This is a genomic window from Massilia sp. KIM, from assembly GCF_002007115.1.
Taxonomy (GTDB): domain Bacteria; phylum Pseudomonadota; class Gammaproteobacteria; order Burkholderiales; family Burkholderiaceae_D; genus Telluria.
The window spans coordinates 2,468,123-2,491,137 of the sequence record NZ_MVAD01000001.1; the positions used below are offsets into that span (position 1 = coordinate 2,468,123).

At 67.6% G+C, this 23,015-nt stretch carries 18 protein-coding genes; 1 reads left to right on the forward strand and 17 read right to left on the reverse strand.

Translation table 11 applies throughout. From position 1 onward, the window contains the following. Positions 1 to 77 precede the first annotated feature (77 nt). The 13 genes from B0920_RS10725 to B0920_RS10790 form a co-directional block, all read right to left on the reverse strand. On the reverse strand, positions 78 to 1,496 hold the full coding sequence (locus B0920_RS10725; RefSeq protein ID WP_078032484.1) for a mannose-1-phosphate guanylyltransferase/mannose-6-phosphate isomerase: 1,419 nt from the start codon (positions 1,494 to 1,496) through the stop codon (positions 78 to 80). Further along, positions 1,493 to 2,656 (reverse strand): sugar phosphate nucleotidyltransferase, encoded by a 1,164-nt coding sequence (locus tag B0920_RS10730; RefSeq protein ID WP_078032485.1) that lies wholly within the window; start codon positions 2,654 to 2,656, stop codon positions 1,493 to 1,495. The genes B0920_RS10725 and B0920_RS10730 overlap by 4 nt, the downstream gene beginning before the upstream one ends. A 16-nt stretch (positions 2,657 to 2,672) precedes the next feature. Continuing rightward, positions 2,673 to 3,671: a UDP-glucose 4-epimerase GalE gene (galE, locus tag B0920_RS10735; protein ID WP_078032486.1), complete on the reverse strand. Its 999-nt coding sequence runs from the start codon at positions 3,669 to 3,671 to the stop codon at positions 2,673 to 2,675. Between the two features lie 163 nt (positions 3,672 to 3,834). Beyond that, positions 3,835 to 4,584 carry a WecB/TagA/CpsF family glycosyltransferase gene (locus tag B0920_RS10740; RefSeq protein WP_078032487.1) on the reverse strand — a complete coding sequence of 250 codons (750 nt, stop codon included), beginning with the start codon at positions 4,582 to 4,584 and terminating at the stop codon, positions 3,835 to 3,837. Continuing rightward, positions 4,581 to 5,675, reverse strand: coding sequence for a non-hydrolyzing UDP-N-acetylglucosamine 2-epimerase (gene wecB, locus B0920_RS10745; protein ID WP_078032488.1), 1,095 nt, complete (start codon positions 5,673 to 5,675; stop codon positions 4,581 to 4,583). Before wecB ends, B0920_RS10740 begins: the two co-directional genes overlap by 4 nt. Positions 5,676 to 5,705: 30 nt before the next feature. Next, positions 5,706 to 7,667, reverse strand: a complete 1,962-nt coding sequence (locus B0920_RS10750) for an alginate lyase family protein (protein WP_229455354.1) — start codon at positions 7,665 to 7,667, stop codon at positions 5,706 to 5,708. Beyond that, a complete protein-coding gene (locus tag B0920_RS10755; protein ID WP_229455357.1) occupies positions 7,667 to 8,773 on the reverse strand; it encodes a glycosyltransferase in 1,107 nt (368 codons plus the stop codon). Before B0920_RS10755 ends, B0920_RS10750 begins: the two co-directional genes overlap by 1 nt. A gap of 66 nt (positions 8,774 to 8,839) precedes the next feature. Beyond that, positions 8,840 to 10,135, reverse strand: a complete 1,296-nt coding sequence (locus B0920_RS10760) for a phenylacetate--CoA ligase family protein (protein ID WP_078032490.1) — start codon at positions 10,133 to 10,135, stop codon at positions 8,840 to 8,842. An 8-nt stretch (positions 10,136 to 10,143) separates the two neighbouring features. Then, the gene (locus B0920_RS10765) at positions 10,144 to 11,361 is read right to left on the reverse strand and encodes a glycosyltransferase (RefSeq protein WP_078032491.1); all 1,218 of its coding nucleotides are present in this window, start codon (positions 11,359 to 11,361) and stop codon (positions 10,144 to 10,146) included. Between the two features lie 160 nt (positions 11,362 to 11,521). Beyond that, entirely contained in the window at positions 11,522 to 12,682 is a 1,161-nt protein-coding gene (locus B0920_RS10770; protein WP_078032492.1) for a GGDEF domain-containing protein, read from the reverse strand. A 258-nt stretch (positions 12,683 to 12,940) separates the two neighbouring features. After that, positions 12,941 to 14,422, reverse strand: a complete 1,482-nt coding sequence (locus B0920_RS10775) for an App1 family protein (protein ID WP_143745702.1) — start codon at positions 14,420 to 14,422, stop codon at positions 12,941 to 12,943. Positions 14,423 to 14,515: 93 nt separating this feature from the next. Continuing rightward, positions 14,516 to 15,376: a beta-1,6-N-acetylglucosaminyltransferase gene (locus tag B0920_RS10785; RefSeq protein WP_078032495.1), complete on the reverse strand. Its 861-nt coding sequence runs from the start codon at positions 15,374 to 15,376 to the stop codon at positions 14,516 to 14,518. A gap of 114 nt (positions 15,377 to 15,490) precedes the next feature. Beyond that, positions 15,491 to 17,725, reverse strand: coding sequence for a DUF4962 domain-containing protein (locus B0920_RS10790; protein WP_078032496.1), 2,235 nt, complete (start codon positions 17,723 to 17,725; stop codon positions 15,491 to 15,493). Here B0920_RS10790 and B0920_RS25565 point away from each other — a divergent pair. Continuing rightward, positions 17,724 to 17,939 (forward strand): hypothetical protein, encoded by a 216-nt coding sequence (locus B0920_RS25565; RefSeq protein WP_143745703.1) that lies wholly within the window; start codon positions 17,724 to 17,726, stop codon positions 17,937 to 17,939. The genes B0920_RS10790 and B0920_RS25565 overlap by 2 nt on opposite strands. An 86-nt stretch (positions 17,940 to 18,025) precedes the next feature. Here B0920_RS25565 and B0920_RS10795 read toward each other — a convergent pair whose 3' ends face one another. From B0920_RS10795 to B0920_RS10810, 4 genes are read right to left on the reverse strand one after another with little or no spacing between them, the layout of a single operon-like run. Further along, the gene (locus tag B0920_RS10795; protein WP_078032497.1) at positions 18,026 to 18,811 is read right to left on the reverse strand and encodes a glycosyltransferase family 2 protein; all 786 of its coding nucleotides are present in this window, start codon (positions 18,809 to 18,811) and stop codon (positions 18,026 to 18,028) included. After that, on the reverse strand, positions 18,747 to 20,012 hold the full coding sequence (locus tag B0920_RS10800) for a glycosyltransferase family 4 protein (RefSeq protein WP_078032498.1): 1,266 nt from the start codon (positions 20,010 to 20,012) through the stop codon (positions 18,747 to 18,749). Before B0920_RS10800 ends, B0920_RS10795 begins: the two co-directional genes overlap by 65 nt. Position 20,013: 1 nt before the next feature. After that, a complete protein-coding gene (locus tag B0920_RS10805) occupies positions 20,014 to 21,528 on the reverse strand; it encodes an oligosaccharide flippase family protein (protein WP_078032499.1) in 1,515 nt (504 codons plus the stop codon). Beyond that, a complete protein-coding gene (locus B0920_RS10810; protein WP_078032500.1) occupies positions 21,528 to 22,991 on the reverse strand; it encodes an O-antigen ligase in 1,464 nt (487 codons plus the stop codon). Before B0920_RS10810 ends, B0920_RS10805 begins: the two co-directional genes overlap by 1 nt. Positions 22,992 to 23,015 lie beyond the last annotated feature (24 nt).

The following is a 23,015-nucleotide window of genomic DNA, read 5'->3' on the forward strand; positions in this document are numbered from 1 at the left end:
CGGGGCGACGGTTTTTCTGCTAACTGAACACCATTAGAGCCGAAGCTCCCCGTTTTCCGCTGGCGGCGCAGGCGCGATCAGTTGCGCTTGTAGATGTCCTCGAAGCGGACGATGTCGTCCTCGCCGAGGTAGCTGCCCGACTGCACCTCGATGATGTGCAGCGGCAGCTTGCCCGGGTTTTCCAGGCGGTGGTTCATGCCGATCGGGATATAGGTCGACTCGTTCTCGGACAGCAGGCTAACCTTGTCGCCGCAGGTCACGCGCGCGGTGCCCGAGACCACCACCCAGTGCTCGGCGCGGTGGTGGTGCATCTGCAGCGACAGCTTCTCGCCCGGCTTGACCGTGATGCGCTTGACCTGGAAGCGGTCGCCCGCGTCGATGCCCTCGTAATGGCCCCAGGGACGGTAGACCTTGGTGTGGTGCAGGTGCTCGGTGCGGGACTGGGTCTTGAGGTGGTCGACCACCTGCTTGACGCGCTGCACCTTGTCCTTGTGGGTGACCAGCACCGCGTCCTCGGTCTCGACCACGACGATGTCCTCGACCCCGACCACGGCCACGATGCGGCTCTCGGCGCGCACCAGCGAATTCTTGACGCCGTCCAGGTAGACGTCGCCGCGCCGCGCGTTCCCGTTCTCGTCCTTGGGCTGGACTTCCCACAGCGCCGACCAGGAGCCGACGTCGTTCCAGCCGATGTCGGCCGGCACCACGGCGGCGTCGCGGGTGTGTTCCATCACCGCGTAGTCGATCGAATCCGAGGGGCAGGCCGCGAAGCTGGTTTCGTCCAGGCGGCAGAAATCGAGGTCGCGGTAGGCGGCCTTCATCGACTGCTCGGCGGCCTCGGCGATGGCCGGCGCATGCTCGCGCAGCTCGGCCAGGTAGCGTTCGGCCTGGAACATGAACATGCCGCTGTTCCAGTAGTAGCCGCCTTCCTTCAGGAAGCCTTCGGCGGTGGCCAGGTCGGGCTTCTCGACGAAGCGCGCGACCTTGAAGCACTCGCCGCAATTGGCGACCTGCTCGCCACGGCGGATGTAGCCGTAGCCAGTTTCGGGGGTCTTGGGCACGATGCCGAAGGTGGCCAGGGCGCCCTGCCCCACCAGGGTCACGGCGCGCTCGACCGCGTCTCGGAAGGCCGCGCCGTTCTCGATCACGTGGTCGGCCGGCAGCACCAGCATCACCGCTTCCGGGTCGACCGATTTCAGGTAATGGGCGGCCGCCGCCACCGCGGGCGCGGTATTGCGGCCGAGCGGCTCGAGCAGGATGCCGAGCGGCGTGATGCCGATCTCGCGCAATTGCTCGGCCACCATGAAGCGGTGGTCGTTACCACAGACCACCAGAGGCGCCATCACTCCCGGCCAATTGGCCACGCGCAGGGCGGTTTCCTGCAGCATGGTCTTGTCCGCCACCAGCGGCAGCAGCTGCTTGGGCAGCACGGCGCGCGAAAGCGGCCACAGGCGGGTGCCGGCGCCGCCGGAGAGGATGACTGGATAAATTTTCATGCGCTGACTTTCTCTAATTCTGGATTGTGACTATCGAATTCCTTGCGTCGGGAGCGGCGGCGATCGCGCGCGTTCAGCCATTCCTCGGAAGAATACTCGGAAGCATGCTTCATTTCGCCCTTGCGGTCGACACTGTAATCCTTGAATACTATCATTTCATTCAATGTTACATCATGCAACACGCGTGTATATTCAAACAAGACGCTGCGTACGATTTCCGCACCTTCGCAGATGTGGCTGCCGTGACCGATCCAGGTCGGCCCCACGATGCGCGCACCGGCCTCGACCTTGACGCCGGAACCGATGTAGACCGGCCCCTCGATGCTGGTGCCTTCCCAGTCGATGCTGGTGTTCAGGCCCACCCACACGCCCGGCTTGATCTGGATGCCCGGCACGTCCATGTGGTTGACCTCGCCGGTCAGCACGGTCTGCAGCACTTCCCAGTAGTCGCCCATGGTGCCGATGTCCAGCCAGTTGAAGGGCCGGCCCTGGGCGTAGAACGGCAGGCCGCGCTCGGCCAGCAGGGGGAACAGCTCGGAACCGATGTCGAAAGGCACGCCGGGCGGAATCAGGTCGATCACTTCGGGCTCGAAGATGTAGATGCCGGTCGAGATGAAGTTCGACTTGGCTTCTTCCTGGCTCGGCTTTTCCTGGAATTCCACGATGCGGCCTTGCTCATCGGTCACGACGACGCCGTAGGATGATACCTTATCCCAAGGCACTTCCTTGGTGATGACGGTGGCCATCGCCCCCTTGCGGCGGTGCTCCAGCAGGGCCGCCTTGAGGTCGAGGTCGATCAGCGCGTCGCCGCACAGCACGATGGTGGTGTCGTCGAAGAAGCCGCCGAACTCCTGGATCTTCTTCATGCCGCCGGCCGAGCCGATCGGCTCGGGCACGACTTCGCCGTCGTCCTTGGTATAGCCCTCGAACGAATAGCCGATCTGCACGCCGAACTGCTCGCCTTCACCGAAGTACTCTTCGATCTTTTCGTGCAGCCAGCTGACGTTGACCATGATTTCGGTCACGCCATGCTTCTTGAGGTGTTCGACCAGGTAGGCCATCACGGGCTTGCCCAGCAGGGGGATCATGGGTTTTGGCAGGTCGTAGGTCAGCGGGCGCACACGCGTGCCCTTGCCTGCAGCGAGAATCATGGCTTTCATTAGACCGTCCTTCCGTTTATTTGGCTGTGGTTTGGTAGCGCCATACGTCGGCGCACATTTGAGCGACATCACGCTGGGCGCTCCAGCCCAGCTCCTCGCGCGCCAGGGTCGGATCGGCGTAGCACTTGGCCACGTCGCCCGGGCGGCGATCGACGATCTGATAGGGAATCGAACGGCCGCTGGCCTGCTCGAAGGCACGCACCATTTCCAGTACGCTGTTGCCGCGGCCCGTGCCGAGGTTGTAGGTGAGGATGCCGGGGCCCTTGGCCAGGCGGTCCAGGGTCTTGACGTGGCCGATCGCCAGGTCGACCACATGGATGTAGTCGCGCAGGCCGGTGCCGTCCGGGGTGTCGTAGTCGCCGCCGAAGACCGACAGCTTGTCGCGCTGGCCGTTTGCGACCTGGGCGATGTAGGGGACGAGGTTGTTGGGAATGCCGCTCGGCTCTTCGCCGATCAGGCCGCTTTCATGGGCGCCGACCGGGTTGAAGTAGCGCAGCAGGGCGATGCGCCAGTCGGGCTCGGCCTTGGACAGGTCGCGCAGGATGTCCTCGATCATCAGCTTGCTGCGGCCGTAGGGATTGGTGGCCGAGAGCGGGAAATCCTCGCGGATCGGCACCGAGGCCGGGTCGCCGTAGACCGTCGCCGAGGACGAGAACACCAGCGACTTGACGCCGAACTTGGCCATGGTCTCGAACAGCACCACGCTGCCGGAAACGTTGTTGTCGTAGTAGCGCAGCGGCTGGGCCACCGATTCGCCGACCGCCTTCAGGCCGGCGAAGTGGATCACGGCGTCCACCTTGTGGGCGGCGAAGGCCGCCTCCATGGCGGCACGGTCGCGGATGTCGGCCTCGACGAAGTCGAAAGGCTTGCCGGTGATTCTCTGCACCCTGTCGCGCACCGATGCCTGGGCGTTGGACAGGTTGTCGACCACGACCACGTCGTGCCCGGCGTTCTGCAGTTCGACGACGGTATGCGAGCCGATATAGCCCATCCCGCCAGTAACCAGAATCTTCATGTCTTTCGCTCTCTGTAGGATGATGGAACGGAGCCGCTTCCAGCGGCATCCGCTAGTGCGCGGCCGTGCGGGCGCGCCCGCCGGCCGATGTCCCGGAGGTCCTGGGGACCCCGGGAGGTATTCACGTCAGTCGGGCGGCGCCTGGCCGCCCCTTCCCTGCGGGTCAGCGGCCCCGCGCCGCCGCTTCCTTGATGAACAACCAGACGAAGGCCATGTCCTCGATGAAGTAGCGGCGGAACATGCGGCGCGGCTCCTGCAGGAAGCGGTAGAACCATTCGAGGCCGGATTTCTGCATCCACACCGGGGCCCGCTTGACCTTGCCGATGGCCACGTCGAAGGTGCCGCCCACGCCCATGGCGAAGGGGATCTTCATCTCGGCCTGGTACTTGCCCAGGAATTGTTCCTTCTTGGGCGAGGAAATCGCCACGAACAGCAGGTCGGCCTGGCTATCGCGGATCTGGCGCGCCACCTCGGCTTCCTCGTGCTCGCCCTTCCAGTAGCCGTTGCGGTAGCCGGCCAGCACCAGGCGCGGGTACTTGCGCTGGTAGGTCTCGGCCACCTTGCTCACGACTTCTTCCTTGGCCCCGAGCAGGAACACCCGCCAGCCCTTTTCGCCGGCGCGCCGCATCAGGGCCTCGAACAGGTCGACCCCGGCGACCCTTTCCTTGAGCGGCTTGCCGAGCAGGCGCGAGGCCCACACTACCGGCATGCCGTCCACGTTGATCAGAGCGCATTCGTTGATGATGCGGCGCAGCTCCGGATCGCGGCTGGCCTTGACCAGCTTGTCGACATTGACCACCACGTGCTGGTGGGGCCGTCCCGACGCGATGAAGCCTTCGATTTTTCCCAGGGTCTCTTCCATCGACAAATTGTCGACCTGGCAGCCCATCAACGTAATGCGCTCTTCATTCATGCAAGTTCCTTTGTCAAAATGGCGACAATGCGTTCGGCCGCCTTGCCGTCCCACAGCTGGGGGCGGCGGCCTTGCTTGCCTTCGCCGCGCAGCGCCTTGCGGGCTTCGCGCACGATGGTCTCGGGATCGGTGCCGGCCAGGACATTGGAGCCCTCCTCGACCGTCACCGGACGTTCGGTGTTTTCGCGGATCGTCACGCAGGGCACGCCCAGCGCGGTGGTTTCCTCCTGCAGGCCGCCGCTGTCGGTCAGCACCACGACCGCGTCCTTCCACAGGTTCAGGAAGGCCATGTAGGCCTGGGGGCCGGCCAGGGTGATGTTGGGACCCAGGTCGATGCCGAACTTCTCGATGTTGGCGCGGGTGCGCGGGTGCACCGGGAAGATCAGCGGCAGCTCGGCGGCGATCTCCTTGAGGGCGCCGGCGATGCGGGTGAAGGTGGCGGGGTCGTCCACGTTGCTCGGACGGTGCAGGGTCACCACCCCGTAGCGCGGGTTGGCGGCCTTGAAGCCGCTGGTTTCAAAGGCCGATGTATCGGCGGCCGACAGTTTCTCGGCCTGGTAGAGCACGTTGTCGACCATGACGTGGCCGACGTAGTGCACGGCGGAGTCGGCCTTGCCTTCGCGGCGCAGGTGCTCGACCGCGGCCGGCTCGGTGGCGAAGAACCAGTCCGAGATGCTGTCGGTGACCAGGCGGTTGATTTCCTCGGGCATGGCCATGTCGCCGCTGCGCAGGCCGGCCTCGACGTGGGCCACCGGGATGTTCAGCTTCTTGGCCACGATCGAGCAGGCCAGGGTCGAGTTGACGTCGCCCACCACCAGCACCGCGGCCGGACGCTCGGCCATGCACAGCTCCTCGAAACCGACCATGATCTTGGCGGTCTGCTGGGCATGGCTGCCGCCGCCGGCCGCCATGAAGACGTCGGGCTGGGGAATGCCCAGCTCTTCGAAGAACACGTCGTTCATCTCGCGGTCATAGTGCTGGCCGGTATGGATGATCTTGAACGACAGCACATCCTGCGCCTGGAGCGCGCGCACGATGGGCGCGATCTTCATGAAGTTGGGACGGGCGCCGGCGACGAGGTAGATCAGCATGAGGACTTTCCCTTTGATAATTATTTGTTATTAAAAAAACGTTATTGTAAACCTGCATTCGACCGGAACGGCGGACGATACTGTGGAGATACGCAGCACCTCGCAAGGCTGCCTGGCCTCGTAGGTGCGCGAATACCAGCCCAGCGGCGGATTCTCGGCCCCGCGCACCAGTTCGAGCTGGAGATCGGCGCCGCTGGCCTGCATCTGCAGCACGAAGCGCTGGCCGCGCACCGACAGGCCCTGGCTGGACAGGCGCACGTCGAGGCCGGGCGCGAAGTGCCAGAACAGCTCGACCTTGTGCTGCTTCTTGGCCGAGACTTCGTCGCGCACCACCAGGGTATTGCTGGCGCCGTCGAACTTCACGCTGCGCACGTGGCGCACCGGGTCGGACAGGCGCTCGTAGCCGTCGTGCGAGCCGCGGAAATCGAATTCCTGGGGCGAGCTCGGCATGCGCTCGATGGCGGCCCTGGCCTTCCTCAGCCACATGAAACGGCCGCCGCTGACGGACTGGTCGAGGCCGTCGATGCGCAGGGTGTTATGGGCCGAGGTGCCGCGGAAGTAATCGCGCCATTTCTGGTCTTGCCAGTAGGAATAGGTGCCGGGGTCGACCAGGCACTCTTCGCCCGCCACCGACAGGGTCAGGGCCAGGGCATCGGCATGGCCGTGGGCGGCGATGCCGAGGTAGCCGAGCGGGCCGCAGTCGAGCATGCCCTTGATCTCGCGCTCCTCGCCGAAGTGGTTGCCGAACAGCAGATAACCGCCGTCAGGGAAGGCCCAGCCGGTCTCGACCTCGTGCGGATCGCAATCCGGCCGCCCGCCGGGCATGGCATGCAGCAGCCAGCGCACGCCCGGGTGCTGGTCTGCATGCCCGCCGAACACGGTGTCGCCCAGGGCCAGCAGCTGGCCCGCGCGGTCCAGGCCGGCGGCGTCGAGGCGGAACACGCAGCCGTCGTCGGCGTCGCCGACCATGGGCACATGACCGCCGACGTCGCGCACCGAGCGCAGGAAGCGCAGCGCGCGCTGCAGCGAGGCCCAGTAGTTGCGCGAGAAAGGCTGGGAAGCGGCCTGGCCCAGCAGGCCGGCCACGAACAGGAATTCGCTCGAGAACACGTGGTAGGCGAAGGCCTGCTCGCGGTTCACGCCATCGCGCGAGAACTGGAGCACGGCTTCGTGTTCGAGTTCGCGGCGCGCCTGGGCGGCCCAGTCGGCCGACTCCTTCCAGCACGGCCAGGTGGTGGCGCCGACGTAGAGGCCGGCCAGTTCGCCGATCAGGTGGTTGTTGGCCGAGGAATGGCGCGACAGGTGGCGCGCGATGCTGCGGCAGTGGGCGTGGATGCTGTCGAGCCAGTCGGCGCGCAGCTTGCGGCCGCTGTCGCCCTCGAACATGGGGCTGTTCTCGCCGCCGGTGAGCTGCCACACCAGGCTCCAGTTGATCAGGCGGATGCCCAGTTCCAGCGAGCTGGTCCAGTTGGGTCCGGTCAGCGGCGGGCACTGGTCGAGCCAGCTGCGCAACTGCTGTTCCAGCGCGTGGATCCAGCGCACGTCGCGGCTCAGGGCCCAGGCCTGGGCCAGGCGCACCAGGTGCAGGTGGCGGTTCAGTTCCCAGACGTGCTTGATGTCGCCGACCTGCTCGCGCCGGGTGATCGCGATGTCGCCGGCATAGATGGCGGGGCCGGTGACCCCGGTCTCGGGGTCGCGGTTCCAGGCGGTGGGCACGCCGACGTCGAAGCGGCGTTCGGCGAACAGCACGACATGGCCGGCGCAGATGCGGTCGGCGTCGGCCAGCAGGGCCTCGGCCTCGAGCGGGTCGAGCGCGGGCGCGCCGCGCACCGGCAGGGTCAGCGCGCGCGGCAGCGGCGGCGGCGCCGCGCGCCCGGACAGGCGCTTGCCCAGCCTGGTCGCGGCCGCCTGCCGGAAGCGGTAGCCGACCTCGGCCACCGACATGCAGCGCAGCCGGTTCACCAGCCATACCATGCGTAGTGTTGCGTTCATTACCCCCCCGCCGTGCGTAGTTGTCGATAGACCGCCGAGATCCGTGCGATCACCACGCCGGACTCGTATTGTTGTTCGATCGTGGCCCGGGCGCGCCCGCCCAGGCGGCGCCGTTCGGCGCTGCTGCCCAGCAGCCGGGCCAGGGCCGCGGCCAGGGCCTCGACGTCGCCGGGCGGCACCAAGAGGCCGTTGTCGTCGTCGCGCACGGCGTCGGGAATGCCGCCGACGCTGCCCACCACGACCGGCTTGCCGGCGGCCATCGCTTCCAGCATGGCCATCGGCAGGCCCTCGGCATGCGAGGGCAGGCAGAACAGCGCGGCCCGCGCCAGTTCTTCCTGTTTCTGCCGGGCGTCGATCCAGCCCAGGGGCACGATGCGGTCCTCGACGCCCAGTTCGCGGGCGCGGCGCTTGACCTGCTCCAGCTCGCCCTGCCCGCCGATCGCCAGTTCTACCTGCGGAAACTGCGGCGCGACCCTGGCCAGCGCTTCCACCAGTTCATAAATGCCCTTGCGCTGCTCGATCTGTCCGAGGAACAGGATCCGTGCCGGCTGTTCCTGCTCCAGCGCGAGCGGCGGCAGCGGCACCGAGTTCGGGATCACCACCACGTTGGCGCGCGGCGCGAAGCCGCGCAGGAACACGGCCCAGCGCTCGGACAGCGCGATCACCACCGAACTGGCTTCCAGCGTGTGGCGGATCCAGCGCCGCATGCGCGGCGAGGCCTTGTCGATGAAGCTGTCGAAACAGGCCCCGTGCAGGTGGAACACGGTCTTGCAGCCGGCCGCGCGGGCCAGGGCCAGCAGCACCGACTTGCGCACGAAGCTGGCGTTGGAGGCGCCGTGCACGTGCACCAGCTCGGGGCGGCGCAGCAAGCAGGCCAGGGTGCGCGCCACGCCCAGCACGGCGGCGCGTGCCTTGTCCCAGCGGCTGCCTTCGACGTGGGTCGGGATGTAGCACACCCCTTCGCGCTCGAACAGTCCGTCCTGGCGCAGCAGCGAGACCACGGTCGCGACGCCGCCGCGCCCTTCCGGCGCGGTGCCCAGCATCAGCACCCTGGGCGCGCTCGGCGCCGCGGTGTGCGATGTGGCGGGATGCGATGCCTGGCTCATGCCGACCGCCCCTTCCACAGAAACCTGTAAAAAAGAAATTCTTTTAAATAGTACAACGATGTTTTTTTAACGAAGCGCACGATTGTCAACAGCGATGAATTCAAATTTCCCGTTCGGCCCGCGCGGGATCGCGGCCACGCGCTCGACCGCCACCTTGACCCCGGGCACGCGCAGCAGGAATTTCTCGATCAGGGCGGCCTCGTCCTGCTCCGTGAAGCCTTCGGTCACCACCACGCGCAGGGTGAAGCGGGCCTCGCCGTGGTACAGCACCTGGCCTTCGACCAGGTTACGGTCGTGGCCCTGGAAGATGCGGTCCAGGCGCGCCACGATGCGCCCGTCCGGCAGGGTCAGGATCTTTTCCTGGCGGCCGACGATGGCCTGCACGGTCGGGAACACCCGGCCGCAGGGGCAGGCCTCGCCCTCCCCAGGCACCACGGTGTCGCCGGTGCGGTAGCGCACCAGGGGCATGGCGCGGTTATTAAGAGTGGTGCCGACCAGCTCGGCGCTGCCGTCGCCCTTGTCGAGCAGTTCGACGCCGGCGTAGTCGGTCAACAGGTGGTAGTGCCCGTGCTCGCAGGTGCCGATGGCCGAGACCCGCTCGGCCTGGCCGTACCAGTCGAACACCACCACCCCGAAGGCGCGCGTCACCGCCTCGCGCACCGCCGGCTCCAGGGTTTCGGACGAGGTCATCACGCCGCGCAGCGACCGGCCGGCGTAGCGGCGGCCGGCGGCGTTGAGCCAGTTGGCGATCGCCGCGATCGAGGACGGGTAGGCGTGGATCACCACCGGGTCGTATTCCTCCAGGGCCTGGACGTAGGCGCCGATGGTCGCGTTCGACAGGTGGTAGGAAGACATCATGAGCATGTTGCCGACCCAGTCGCGGCACCAGTAGCGGCCGTCCTTCGGCTGGTCGTCGCAGACAATGTCGCCGCGGATCCACGCGCGCCGCTGGCCCGGGCGCCAGCCGATCCAGCGCAGCTGGCGGTAGACGAAGCCCTCTTCGCGCACCACGGTGCCCAGGGTCTGGACCAGGGTCAGGGGCGAACCCGAGGTGCCGCTGGTCTTGATGGTGTTGCGGATCAGCGAGCCCAGGCCGCGCGGGCGCACGAAGCGCTCCGGGTGCTGCTTGACCTCGGTCTTTTCGAGCAGTTTGGCGCCGGGCGCCACACGCTGCAGGCGGGCGCCGTCGGGCGCCACCGGCACCCGCAGGTGGCGCGCGCGGCGCGCGATATAGGCGTTCAGGTTGGCGGTGGAATATTCGTTGCGGGCCAGCACCGGATAGACCAGCACCCTGCCCCACAGGTTGCGCGCCAGCTCACGGACCAGTGAACGCAGCGAGAGTTTCAGCGAATAAGTCCACATCGTCGTGATCACTTCCGGTCAGGCAGGATGTTTGTGTACGTTTCGGCAACAATCCGGCCGAGAATAGCATAGGTCCGGTGGCTTCTTACGTACGCTGGGCCACGTTCGGCGAACTCTGCAGCAAGAGCGCGGTCGTCCAGCAGGCGGCGCACCGCGCGCGCGAAGGGGGCCGGCTCCATCGGGGCGCACAGGCCGGCGCCGCTTTGCGCGATGACCAGGGCCTGGTCGGGGATGTCGTTGGCCACGCTGGGGATGCCCAGGGCCAGGTATTCGACCAGCTTGGTCGGCGAGGAGACGTCGAACAGGGCGCCGCGCGGGATCGGCGACAGGCCGACCTCGGCCCGCACCGCGTAGCCGAGGGCGGTGCGCTGGGGCAGCCAGCCGGTCAGCAGCACGTGGCTGTCGAGGCCGCGGCGCGCGATCTCGGCGCGCATCCAGTCCATCTCGTCGTTCGAGGCGGCGTCGCCAGCCAGCACCAGCAGCACGTCAGGGACGTCGGGCTTGAGCAGCTCGACCATATCGAGCAGGAAATCGGAGCGGCGCGCCTGGGCAATGCGGCCCAGGTAGAGCACCACGCGGCGGCCGTCCAGGCGCGGGTCCTGGACCGGCTCGATCCGGGCGCGGTCGAACAATTCGGCGTCCACGCCCATCGGTACCGCGGTCATGCGCGCGCGCTCGAAGCCCTTGGCAGCCAGCCAGTCGGCCATGGCCTCGCTCTGCACGAAGATGTGGCGCGCGCCGGGCAGCACCAGCCTGTAGATGACGAAGCGCGAGGCCGCCGCGCGCAGCGCGTGCCCGAACCACTTCAAGCCCTTGCCGCGCCGGCCGATCTCGTCGCGCCTCACCTCGAAGCCCTCCACGATGGGGAAGGACATCCAGTACAGGAAGGGCACGCCGAGCAATGCTGCGGCGCAGCGTCCGAGCAAACCCGAGGCGATCTTGTCGCGCACCTGGATGCAGTCGGGGCGGGCGCCGCGGCGCGCGCGCAGCAGGCCTTGCAGGTCCCACAGCGGCGACAGCACGCTGGCGAAGCGGCTCTTGAGACTGCCGACCCGGTGCATGCCGCCGGCCCGCCAGGGGTCGCTCGCCTCGCTGCCCGACTGGCCGACCAGTTCGGTGCGCACCCCATAGCGCGGCATCTCGGCGCCGAACAGGGTCAGCACGTCGGCGCGCAGCGGCGGCAGCGGATCACGAACGATGAAGGCGATGGACAGGGGCTTGCGCATGGACGATCGATAGCGATTGATCAAGAATCGGGCCAATCGATTCTAGCGCAGCCTTGGGCGCGCACAATTCATCAACACGCGCCATGTGTGCGGTGCAGCACACTCAGCCATAAAAAGTCGCGCCGGGAGCCCCCCGATCGCAGGGAATCGCGCGCCGGCCCTAGGCGATCGCGCGGTCCAGCGGGTCCTCGGCCTGCTCGACCCGATTGCGTCCCGCGCGCTTGGCCCGGTACAAGGCCTTGTCGGCGCGTCCCAGGGCCGTGCCGATGCCGTCGCCCTCCCCCAACGTGGCGACGCCGATGCTGACCGTCAGCGCCATCCGCTCGCCCTGGTCCTCGAGCGCCGCCGTCGCCACCGCGCGGCGCAGGCGCTCGGCCAGCGCGAACGCCCCGGCCGCGTCGGTGGCGGGCAGCAGCACCGCGAATTCCTCCCCGCCCAGCCGCCCCAGCAGGTCGCCGCGGCGCAGCGCCGCGCCGGCGGCGGCTGCGAATACCTGCAGCGCGCGGTCGCCGAAGGCGTGGCCGTGGCCGTCGTTCATGCGCTTGAAGTGGTCGATGTCCAGCATCAGCAGGCTGAGCGGCTGCCCGAGCCGCCGCGCCTGCGCCTGCGCGCGCTCGGCCTCGGCCAGGAAGCAGTGGCGGTTGGCCAGGCCGGTCAGGCTGTCGGTGGTGGCCAGCTCGCGCAGGCGCGCCTCGTCCTTCTGCTTGCACAGCAGCAGGAAGCCGAAGCCGTTCACGACCAGCAGGAAGTAGGCGCCCAGGTAGACCGTGGTCTGGGACGGACTGGGGGTGTACACGTCGAGGCCGCTGCCGCTGGCTACCCAGGCGCGCCAGAAGAAGGCGAAGGCGACCAGCAGGTTGGGCAGGCCGATGATGCAGCGCAGGAGCGAAAAGCGGGGCCCGGTGCCGATCATGATCAGGCCGTTCAGGCCGGCGATCGTGGCCAGCACCAGCGACATCAGGAGGACGCGCTGGGCCGCGCTGGCGTCGAAGGCCACGGTGGCGAGCAGCAGCCCCTCGCCCAGGATGAACAGACCGAGCAGGCCGCGCTGCCAGCGGTAGCCGAGGAAGGTGGTGTAGGCCAGCGCCTCGCCCACGGCGGCGGCGATCAGGAGCCCGTTCGAGAGCAGCACGCCGGTCGCGGGCGGCAGCGAAGGCCGCAGCCAGAAGGCCAGGAAGCCCGCGCCCTCGATCAGCTTGGCCCAGGTCCAGATCTTCATCGAGCGGTCCGGCCGGCCGGTGCGCGAATAGCCCGCCATCAGGACGGCGTAGCTGATATTGCCGATGGCGAGCATCAGCATGAACGCGCGTATCTCGTTCATGCCGCGCCTGGCTCGCCGCGCGCTGGCTGCTGTCTCATCGTTTCCCCTGATCTTCCATTCAAGCTTGGCAATGGATATTGTCTTTATGCAATTATCTCATAGAAACATATCGCTATGCAGACCGGATGGCGGGCGACCGGGGATTCGGAATGACGAGGCGAAGCGGCCGCCGGACGGCGAGGCCGAACGGCGGGGCCGGACGGCGGCCGAACGGCGGGGCCGAACGGCGAGGCCGAACGGCAAGGCCGGACGACATGTTCAGCCGGCGCTCAGCAGCTTGTCGTCCTCGCGCTTGTCGAGGCGCACGTCGGCCAGGCGGTCGACGTGGATCAGGCCCTCGGCCGCCGCGTGCGAGGCGGCGAACACGCTGTCGGGGGCCAGCACGAGCTGGGCGCCGGTGGCGCTGACCTCGGCGATCAGGCGGTCCAGGGCTTCGATGCGCAAGGGGTCGGGATTCACGTTGCGGATATAGATCATGCGTACCGCCTGCGGATGGCGACGCACCACCTCGGCATAGATCTCGGGATCCTGTTCGCCGCTGTCGCCGATCAGGACGAAGCGCATGCCGGGGTGGAAGGACAGGATGCGCTCGATCTGCTCCAGCTTGTGGCTGCCGTGGCTGGTGGGCTTGAGGATGGTGCGCAGGTCGAGCTCGCGCAGCAGCAGCGGTCCGAGCGGAATGCCCTGCATGCGCAGGAAGTCGACGAGCGGCCCGAACAGGTGCCAGGGACTGCTCGAGACGTAGAACAGCGGGTTGTTTTCCTTGCCGGACACGCCGGCGGACAGGGCGCGGTAGAAGGCGGCCACGCCCTTGAAGGGCTTGCGGGTGTGGGCGTTGCTGCGCACCAGCATCAGGGCCATGTTCAATTTGTTGGTGACATTGGTCCAGAGCACGGTGTCGTCGATGTCGCTGATGATCCCGAACTTCGCCGTGGATGCCGGCACCATGGCCTCGGCCTCGGCCCTGGGCGGCTGGCCGTCCGGGCCGCGGCTGTCCGGCAGCTCCAGCTCGACCCGCTGCCAGCCGTCCGCCAGCGGCGCGGCGGCGCTGATCTCGAAGCTGAAGTAGCCGCCGCGGTCGGTGAAGCTTTCCAGCTCCTGGCCCTGGAAGCGCGCCAGCACGCGCGCGCCCTCCACCTCGTCCGACTCCAGGCGGCGGTACAGGGCGATCAGGTTGTGCCAGCCGCTGTCGGTCGGGGTCTGGTCGCGGAAAGCCTGCTCGTCCAGCACCCGGCCCTTGATCCACAGCTTGCCGGCATTGCCGAAGCCGAGGTAAGGCAGCAGCATCGGCTGGCCGCCGCCGGCCAGGCCGCGCAGGCGGCGCAGCGCCTGGCCGGCGAACAGGCCGGCGCCGCGCGCCAGGCGACGGTGCAGGTCGCGCGCCCGCGGCGGCGGCAGCGACTCGGACACTTCTGGCGCGGCCGGCAGGCCGCTTGCCACCGGTCCCGATACCGGTCCCGGCCCGGGCAGCGCCGGACCGTGTTCGACCCAGGCGCGGCTGTCGATGCCGCGCGCCAGGTGCAGGGCCAGCTCGGCCTCGCGCGCGCGGCCGGGCTCGACCGGCTGGCCGAGGATGTGCAGGACGGCGCCGGCTGCGCGCAGGCGGGCCAGCTCGGCTTCGGTGGCGATGCCGGGATTGAGGATCAGCAGCGCACCGGCATGCTCGACCCGTTCGACCAGGTCGTCGAAGCCGGCGCGTGTCAGGATCAGGAAGGGCAAGGCGCCCGCGGACTCGCTCACGGTGGGTTTCCTTTGCAAACCTTGGACGCAATCAGTATCCACCAGGCACCGACCGTCCACCGTGCGCCAGGTCGCATTCCGGGGGCGCCGCGCTCAGGCCGCCGCCCTGCTCTCCTTCCACGCGGCCAAGCGCCGCAACAGTCCGGCGCTGGCCTGGCTGTCGAGCTTGCGGCAGAAATGGGCCCCGGAAGCCTGGATGCGCGCCAGGTCGCTTTCGTCCAGCAGCTTGGGATTGCGGGCGCCGCCCTCCGGCCACTGGATGTAGCGGAAGTTCTGCGCCAGGACGCGCCCGGCGTAGCGCGAATTCATGACCAGGGTCTGGAAGAACAGCTCGTCCGGGCACTGGGCGCTGCGGCACAGGCGCGCCAGTCCCGGATGGGCTTCGTGCAGGCGCAGGATCTCCTGCACGCACTCGCGCGACAGCGCCCACCAGCAGGAGCCGCCGTGCGGCGTGAGCCCGGCCGGAAAGCTTCGCCGGCGCTTGAGGAGCTTCATGCCGCGATTGAGCAGGCCGCAGGCCAGGCGCTCGAGCCGGCCGCCGCCCTCGCGGTGGAAATACTGGTAGCGGTGGGCCACGTTCCAGCCGTCCGGCCCGATCGGCGCGGTCTCGATCAGCTCGCGTCCGCGCAGGGCTTCCAGCTCGCGCTTGAGCAAGGCGTTGGGCAGCAGCGGATAGTCCTGGGCCGAGAGGAAGACCAGCTTGTCGAACTCCGGCACCTCGGCCAGGATCTGGCGCGCCGAGACCAGGATCGCCTCGACCTGGGAGAAGCGGCCCCAGCGCACGTCGATGCGCTCGCGCACCAGGCGCGCCGCCGGATGCAGGGCGCCGGGGTCGATCGCGCTCTTGCGGTCGAGGTGGACGTAGACCAGGAAGTCCGGGTCGTCCAAGGCCGCGACCAGGGCCTCGAGCTGGGCGGCGTCCTTGTGGGCGCCGATCAGGAATACCTGTTTCATGGGGCTCCAAAACGAAAAGCCCCCGGCAGCGCGAAGCCGCAGGGGGACTTGGGGTGCGTTGCGCGCCGAGTCTAGCATGGCGCGCCGCCGGACTGCGCCCGGTTGAGCAGGACCTTAGTTGATCGTCACTGCCTGGCCGGCCACGGTCACGGTGCGGGTCGAGCCGCTGGTGGTGATGTTGACGGTCGGGCGCTTGCAGCCCACGTCCAGCAGCACCAGGAACTCGGCGGTCGACTTGCCGTCGTTCTTCAGGTAGAAGGCGCCGTGGTCCTCGACCACGTTGGTCTTGGCGCCCGGACCGATCCACTTGGCGAAGCTGGCATTGGTGTTCAGCGAACGCAGGCAGACCGACTGGGCACCGGCGACGACCTTGACGTTGAGCGAGTTCTCCACCGTCATGATGACCGGGGTGTGGATGTTCCACTCATAGGTGCGGGCCACGGTGCTGGCCAGGCGGTCGCGCACCAGGATGGCGTTGCCGGCGTTGCGCAGGTGCCAGATCTGGCGCTTGGCCATGGTCAGCTGACCGCCGTAGGCCGGGGTGGCGTCGCCTTCCGCGTAGTCGTAGCTCGGCTGGGCCGAGAAACCGGTGATGCGGCCGTTACGCTGCAGCTGCTCGCGGTAGCCGGTCACCATCTGGCCCTTGCCGCCGTCGAAGGTGATGCCGTTCTGCGAACGGGTCTGGTGGTACCAGTCGGTCCAGTAGGGCGAGCCGTACCAGTCGTACCAGCCGGCCTTCACCAGCAGGGGCTGGTTCGCGACCGACAGCAGGATGCCGTTCTGGTCGCCGTGGCTGTGGTTGAAGGAGCCGTAGGGGCTGGACTTGAAGTACAGCGAGGAACGCTGGTCCGACGCCAGGTTGCTGTGCATGGCCACCCAGCCGATGCTCGGGTAGTAGGCCGAGTCCGAAGGCGCCGCGTAGACGGTGGTGTTCTTCACCGGCAGCGGATACTCGGCCTGCAGCAGCGAGAGCCCGTCTTCCATGCCCGAGGTGTTCTTCACGTACCAGGCGGCGCGCGGCGACCACATGCGGGAAGCGAAGGCGCGGAACACGCGGGAGTCCGGCTTGGTCTCGGAGGCGTCGCCGAAGGCGTGGACGCGCGAACCCGGCGGGGTGAATTCCATCGCGAAGTCCAGGAAACCGAGGGTCCAGGGCTTGCCGAAGAAGTTCACGCCCGAGGCATGGGTGAGCGGGTCCCACAGCGCCAGCAGGTAGCCTGCGTTGTACTCGGCGTAGGCGGTGCCGTTGGCGTAGCCGCCTTCCGGGCCGCTCCAGGGCGAGGGGCTGTTGGCGTAGGCGCGGAAGGAGAAGTCGAACCACTTCTGGGCTTCCGGGATGTCGCCCAGCGACAGGGTCGAGATCAGCACCATGAAGATCAGGCTGGTGTTGCCGTGCGAATCGAAGGGGTACTGGTCGAGGCGGCCGTTGTCGCCCGCCAGGTTGTTGAACATCTCGGTGGCGCGGGCCTTGACCGCGGCCAGCCAGCGCGCCTTGCGGGTCGCGTCCAGTTTCGGGCCCAGCACGTCGACGGCCTTGATCAGGCTCCAGGCGATCTGGCGGGTGGCCTGGTCCTGGTTGGCGTAGCTGGTCGGGCCGTTGGGGTCGAGCGAAGCGAGCTGGTCGCCGCGCTTGAGCGCTTCGGTCAGGTAGACCTGGTCGCCCTTGAGATAGACCATCAGCGAAGCGGCTTCGAGCTGGCGGCTGGCTTCGTTGATGCGTTGGCGCACGTCGGTCTGCTGCGAAGCCATGGCGGCGGTCAGCGGGGTCGAGATGGTGATGCTCCAGCGCGAGTCGGACAGGGCCGGCACGGCGGTGGACTGGGCCACCACTTCGTTGCCGAGGCGGCTCACGTAGTGTTCGAGTTCGACCTTGCGGGCGTATTTCCAGGTCGCGACCGGGGTCACCGATGCCGGCAGCGAGCGCGGACGGGCCTTGGACATGATGCGCGAGCGCAGGGTGGCGTTGTCCGGCACTTCGAAGATGTTGGACTTGCTGGTCACCGAGAAAGTGCGCGGGCTCGACCATTCTCCCGAAGTGGTCGGGCGCACGCGCCAGGTGTAGTTACCGAGGGCCATGGCCTTGGTCGGCAGATACCAGTTGCGGTCGGTGACGATCTTGGTCGGCGTGCCGCCGACCGGGGTGATCTCGAGTTCGTAGTTGGCCGGACCGGTCGCATGACGCGCCCAGGTGAAACCCGGCGGGTTCTGGGCCGCCACCGTGTTCATTGCCGGGCTCGGCTTAACGATCAGGGGATCGGTGGACTCGACCCAGTCCGCGCGCGCATCGATGCTCGCGACCAGCGAGGCAAACAGGGCAGCACAAACGAGACTCTTCCGGTGAAATTTCATGTTGAAGCTCCGAGAAAAAAACCTGATTTCCGATGAGCACCGCGAACGGGCACTCGATACCTGCTGTGCGGGAGTTTCTTTGCGACGCCCTTACTCAACGAAAAGAATGTTACCCCAAACTTTATTGAGCACAGGAAAAATCCCCGAAGAAATCACGTTTTTTTTGCTTGCCTCACAGAAATACGACAGGCAAAAAATCAATTTTGCCGAATAATATTTTCACCTTTCTAACGGTTGTGGTGCCCTGGATAACGGTCTTGGCCTGCATGAAAAGACAAAAACGCAAACCTGTCAGATTTGCTACGCCGGTTTCAGCTCCCTCGCTTCGGCTTCCAGCACCCGCATGCGCTTCATGTAACGCAGGCAGTAAATACCGAAGGCCAGCGGCGCCTTGGCCATGTGCCGCTTGCGCACCGCGAATTCCTCGCGCCGCGCCTTGATCTTGTTGGCCGAGGACACGCTGCCCGCGTGGTCGCGGAACACGGTCAGCGGCTGGTCGACCATGATCGGCCGCGCCACCGCACCCAGGCGCAGCCAGAGGTCGATGTCCATCGCGTACTTGAGCTGCTCGTCGAACATGCCATGGCGCTCGAAGGCGGCCTTGCGGATGAACACGGCCGGATGCGGGATCGAGGCTCGCCCGGCCACGAAGGAGCGGTAGGAATACGGCGGCATCGCATAGGGGGGCACCAGCTTGCCGTCCTTCAGCACCTGGATATTGCCGTACAACCAATCCGCGGGCTGGCCTGCCGTGCGCGCGCCTTCGAAGGCGCGCGCCACCGTGGCCAGCACGTCGGGGCCGGCGTAATAGTCGTCCGAGTGCAGGTGGGCGATGAATTCGCCGCGCGCCGCTTCGATGCCCTGGTTCATGGCGCGGCTGATGCCGCCGCCGACGTCGCGCAGCACCCGCTTGTTGCCGGGATAGGCGGCGATCATGTCCAGGGTGGCGTCGGTCGAGCCGCCGTCCACGAAGATGTGTTCGAAGTCCTGGCAGGTCTGGGACTGGACCGAGGCCAGGGTGTCAGCCAGCGTGGCGGCGCTGTTCCAGGTGCAGGTAACGATCGAAAAGGTTGGTGTGTTCGGCATACAGCTCCAGTAAGCGCGGTAGCAGGCGCCCGGCATCGGCGCCGAACTGCGGCGCCGGCGCCACGCGCCGGGGTGGTTCGGCAAGCCGGGCGGCCACCAGGCCGACCAGCTCGTCCATGGATTCGGCCAGCGCCAGCTGGCCCTCGTAGAGCTGGTAGCGGGCCAGCTCCGGGGTGCCGCCGCGCGCCATCGCGACGCACTGGCGTCCCAGGGCCAGGGCTTCCAGCACCGTGGTGCTGCAGGCTTCCTCGCACAGCGAGGGCACCACGCACAGGTGGGCGCGCGCCGACAGGGCCAGGGTGCTGGGATAGTCCTGCCAGCCGAGGAAGCGCACCCCTGCCCCGCCATGGCGGGCTTCGAGTTCGGCGCGCTGCGGGCCGTCGCCGGCGATCAGGAGGCGCGCATGCGGCGGCAGGCGGCCGCTGGCGGCGTCGAGGAATTCGGCGAAGCCCTTGCCCTTGTCGACCCGGCCCACCAGCACCACCTCGCCCATCACCGGGTCGGGGGCGGCCTCGGCCGCGGCGCGCAGGCGCGGGTAGTCGACGAAGTTGTGGATCACGCGGCAGCGCGAGAGGTCGGCGTCGGGCACGGCGCGCAGGAACTGGCGGCGCAGGAAGTCCGACACGAACACCGTCTTGTGGCGGGCGAAGGCGCGCGCGGTCTGCTCGCGGTAGCCGTTGACGGCGATCGCGGTCACGCGCTTGCGCATCGGGCCGGCGGACCGGGTGATGCAGGCCGAGCAGTCGCCCGGCACCAGGTTGTCGCACACGGCGCCGTCGCGGAAACGCAGGTGGGTCAGGCATTCGCTGCCCTGGTCGTGGCGGGTCTGGACGTAGTTGATGCCCTCCTCCACGTGCAGGCCCACCATCGGCAGGTGGCCGTGGTAGTGGACCACGTCGAAGCCGGGCGCGTGCTCGTTGATGGCGGCGCCGATCTTGCGGGCGAAATAAGGGCGCTTGAGCGGGTTGAACACGCCCATCTGCAATTCCTTCCAGCCGGGGCGCGCCTGGTCGAAGCCAGGGCGGAACACGCCCTTGAAACCGATCTGCTCGGCGCAGCCCACGGTGCCGCGATCGTTGCGGCCGAGGATCTCGACGTCGTGCCCTTCGGCCAGCAGGCGGTTCGCAAGCGTGACCACGTGCTTGCCCAGGCCGCCAATCTGTTCTCCAGGTAAATCCTCCGACACCATCAAGATCCGCATCTCATCCTCCCGCCGGCTGCCAACGTTGCTTGACGCGCGACCAGGCCAGCATGCGATCGTCGCGCTCGATCACGAACATCACCCCGTGCACGCCCAGCAGGACCACCGTGAGCGCCAGGATGACCAGGAAATCCGTCATGCCGCCGTCGAACAGCTGCTCGGCGGCGGTGGCGGCGATCGCCACCAGGGCGACACCGAGCAGGCCCGGCGCATAGCCCTGGGACAGCAGGCGGCCGAGCGAGGTCGGCACTGTGCGGCCGTGGACGTAGACCACGAAGGCCGTGGTGAACAGCAGCGAGCCAACCAGGTGGCCCCAGGCCGCGCCATCGATGCCCCAGCCGGCCACGCCGACGTAGACGATGGCCAGGCCGGCGCAGGCGCGTCCCAGCGCGAACATGCCGGACACGCGCGGATGGCCCATGCCGTCGTTGACCAGGGACGGCAGGCTGGTGAGCGAATCGATGAATTGCGACAGCGCCATCACGGTGAGCACCACGGCGCCGTTGCGCGCGAAGTCCTCGTTCATCCACAGGGCCAGGATCTGGTGGGCGAACACCGCCACCAGCACCAGGATCGCGGCATTCAGATACACCACGTAGCGCGTCGCCTTCAGGTAGACCTGGTCGAGCCGGGCCAGCTCGCCCTTCGCGGCCAGGGCGCTGGCGGCCGGGAAGAACACCCCGGACAGGCGGAAGGTCAGGCTCAGCACCCGGTTGGCCAGGGTCGAGGCGACCGTGAAATAGGCCAGGCCGGTTACGCCGACCAGGGCGCCGATGATCAGCTTGTCGGCATAGGCGTAGGACAGCGAGGCGAAGCGCGCCAGGAAGGAATAGGCCGAGAAGCCGAGCAGCTCGGCGCGGATGCGCTGCCCCGGCCAGCGGAAGGCCAGGCCGGGCAGCAGGCGGCGGATGGCGCGCCACAGGATCAGGCAGTGGATGCTGCTGGCCACCACGCGCAGCAGGATCACCTCGAACAGGCCGTAGCCGAGCATCAGGATGCCGACCGTGGCGAGCGGCACCAGGGTGCCGAACACCATCTCCACGCGGCTCGAGATGTCGTAGCGCATCAGGGACTGGGGCACGCTGTTCAGGTAGGCCTGGAGCTGGCCCAGGAAGAAGCCGAGCGAGGCCAGGCGCAGGGTGTCGGTGGCTTCCTGGACCAGGCGCGGCGGCACCGTGAACACGTCGTTCACGAACCAGGCCGCGCCCAGGAACAGGCCGGCCCCGCCCACCAGCCCGATCAGGGTATAGGTGGCCAGGCCGAAGGTGAGCGTCTCGGCCACCTTGGCGCGGTCTTCGCGCGCCTGGTGTTCGGCGATGTACTTGACCGAGCCGGCGGTGACATTGATGTCGATCACGGCGAAATAGCCGACGATGGCGGTCACCAGGGAGTAGACGCCATAGCTGGCCTCCCCCAGGCCCTTGACCACCAGGGGCACGGTGCCGAGCATGACCAGGGCCGGAATCGCCGCCCCCAGCAGGTTGGACCAGGCGTTGCGCAGGAGTCGCAGGTTCATCAGGCGTGCACCAGGCGGGGACGGGGTACGAAGGGTTTGGGCGCCTGGCGCACCGGGGCTGGGGCCATTTGGCTGACCGCCGCCGCCAGGTAGGGCAAGGCCATGCAGAAGGCCAGCATCTGGGTGGTGCGCACCTGCGGGAACGGCGTGCCGATCAATAGGTCGGGGGTCATGAAGGCGATCCCCGCCACCCCGGCCGTGCCCAGGCCCAGCAGTTCGGGCGGGAGTTTACGCAGGGTGCGGCGGGCGAAGCCGACGAAGGCCAGGATGGTGCCGAACAGCAGGGTCGTGCCGATCAGGCCGCTCTTCAGGGCGATGTGCAGGATGCCGCTGTGCAGGAACAGGCCGCCATCCGGATTGTTCTGCCAGGAGATGTACTGGTAGCCGTTATAGCGGCCCCAGGAACCGATGCCGGTGAGCGGGCGCGACATGAAATCGGCCGCGGCCAGCTTGAGTTCGAGCACGCGCTCGCTCTCGGGGCCGAAGCGCTTCGATTGCATGTCGTAGATCATCGACGAGAGGCCGCCGCTCGCGCCCTTGGTCTGGGTCAGGCGGCGCACCGCGGCATAGGCCAGGGCCGCGCCCACCAGGGGCAGTCCGGCCACGGTGAGCTGGAGGCGGCGCTTGGTCGGGAAGCGGAACATCACCACCACGAATGCCAGCAGGAAACCGATCCAGGCCGAGCGGCGGTAGGATAGCACCACGCAGGCGGCGGTCAGGACCAGGGTCATCCATTCGATGTTGCGCCAGAACTTGGGGCGGTCGGTCTTGTGCGCCTGGAACAGGTGGACCGCGGTGATGGCGAAGGCGACCGTGCACAGCAGGCTGTCGTTGATGTCGAAGAAGGTCAGCCGGATCTTGATCGCGTTCATGTTGGCGTAGACATTGTTCGGGTCGCCGCCGAAGGCCGCCCAGCGGACCAGGCCGAACACGGCGCGGCACAGGCCGGCCAGCATGATGAAGTGGGCCAGTTCGATCACCTGCTCGCGGGTGCGGAAGGCCAGCAGCATCAGGGCGATCAGGGGCATCATCCAGACGATGTTGGAGAAGCCCGAGGGCGCCAGGGTTTCGGCCAGGGGCACGCCCGAGAACAGGCCCACGCCCACGTGGGCCGCGAGCAGCAGGAACCAGCCCCAGAACCAGGGCCGCAGGTTGCAGGCCGGCGCCGGATAGCGGTTGAAGGTGGCCGAGACCCGCGCCACGACCCAGGCGCCCAGCATGCACCACAGCAGCAGGGCGAAGTAGAGCTTGCCCGAGCCGCGGCTGTAGATGCTCTTGGCGGCGAACACCGCCAGGTTGCCGTAGCTGGTCGAATTCACCCAGAAGAACACCAGCAGGTAGCCATAGACCAGGAAGCGCGGCCAGACCAGGCCCAGGCCCACGCCGGCCACGGCCGCGATCGACAAGCCGATCACGAAGGCCCAGGGCAGCGAATAATAGATATAGGGCAGGATCTCGTTCATCGGCGTTGCGGGTGTCTACTCAAG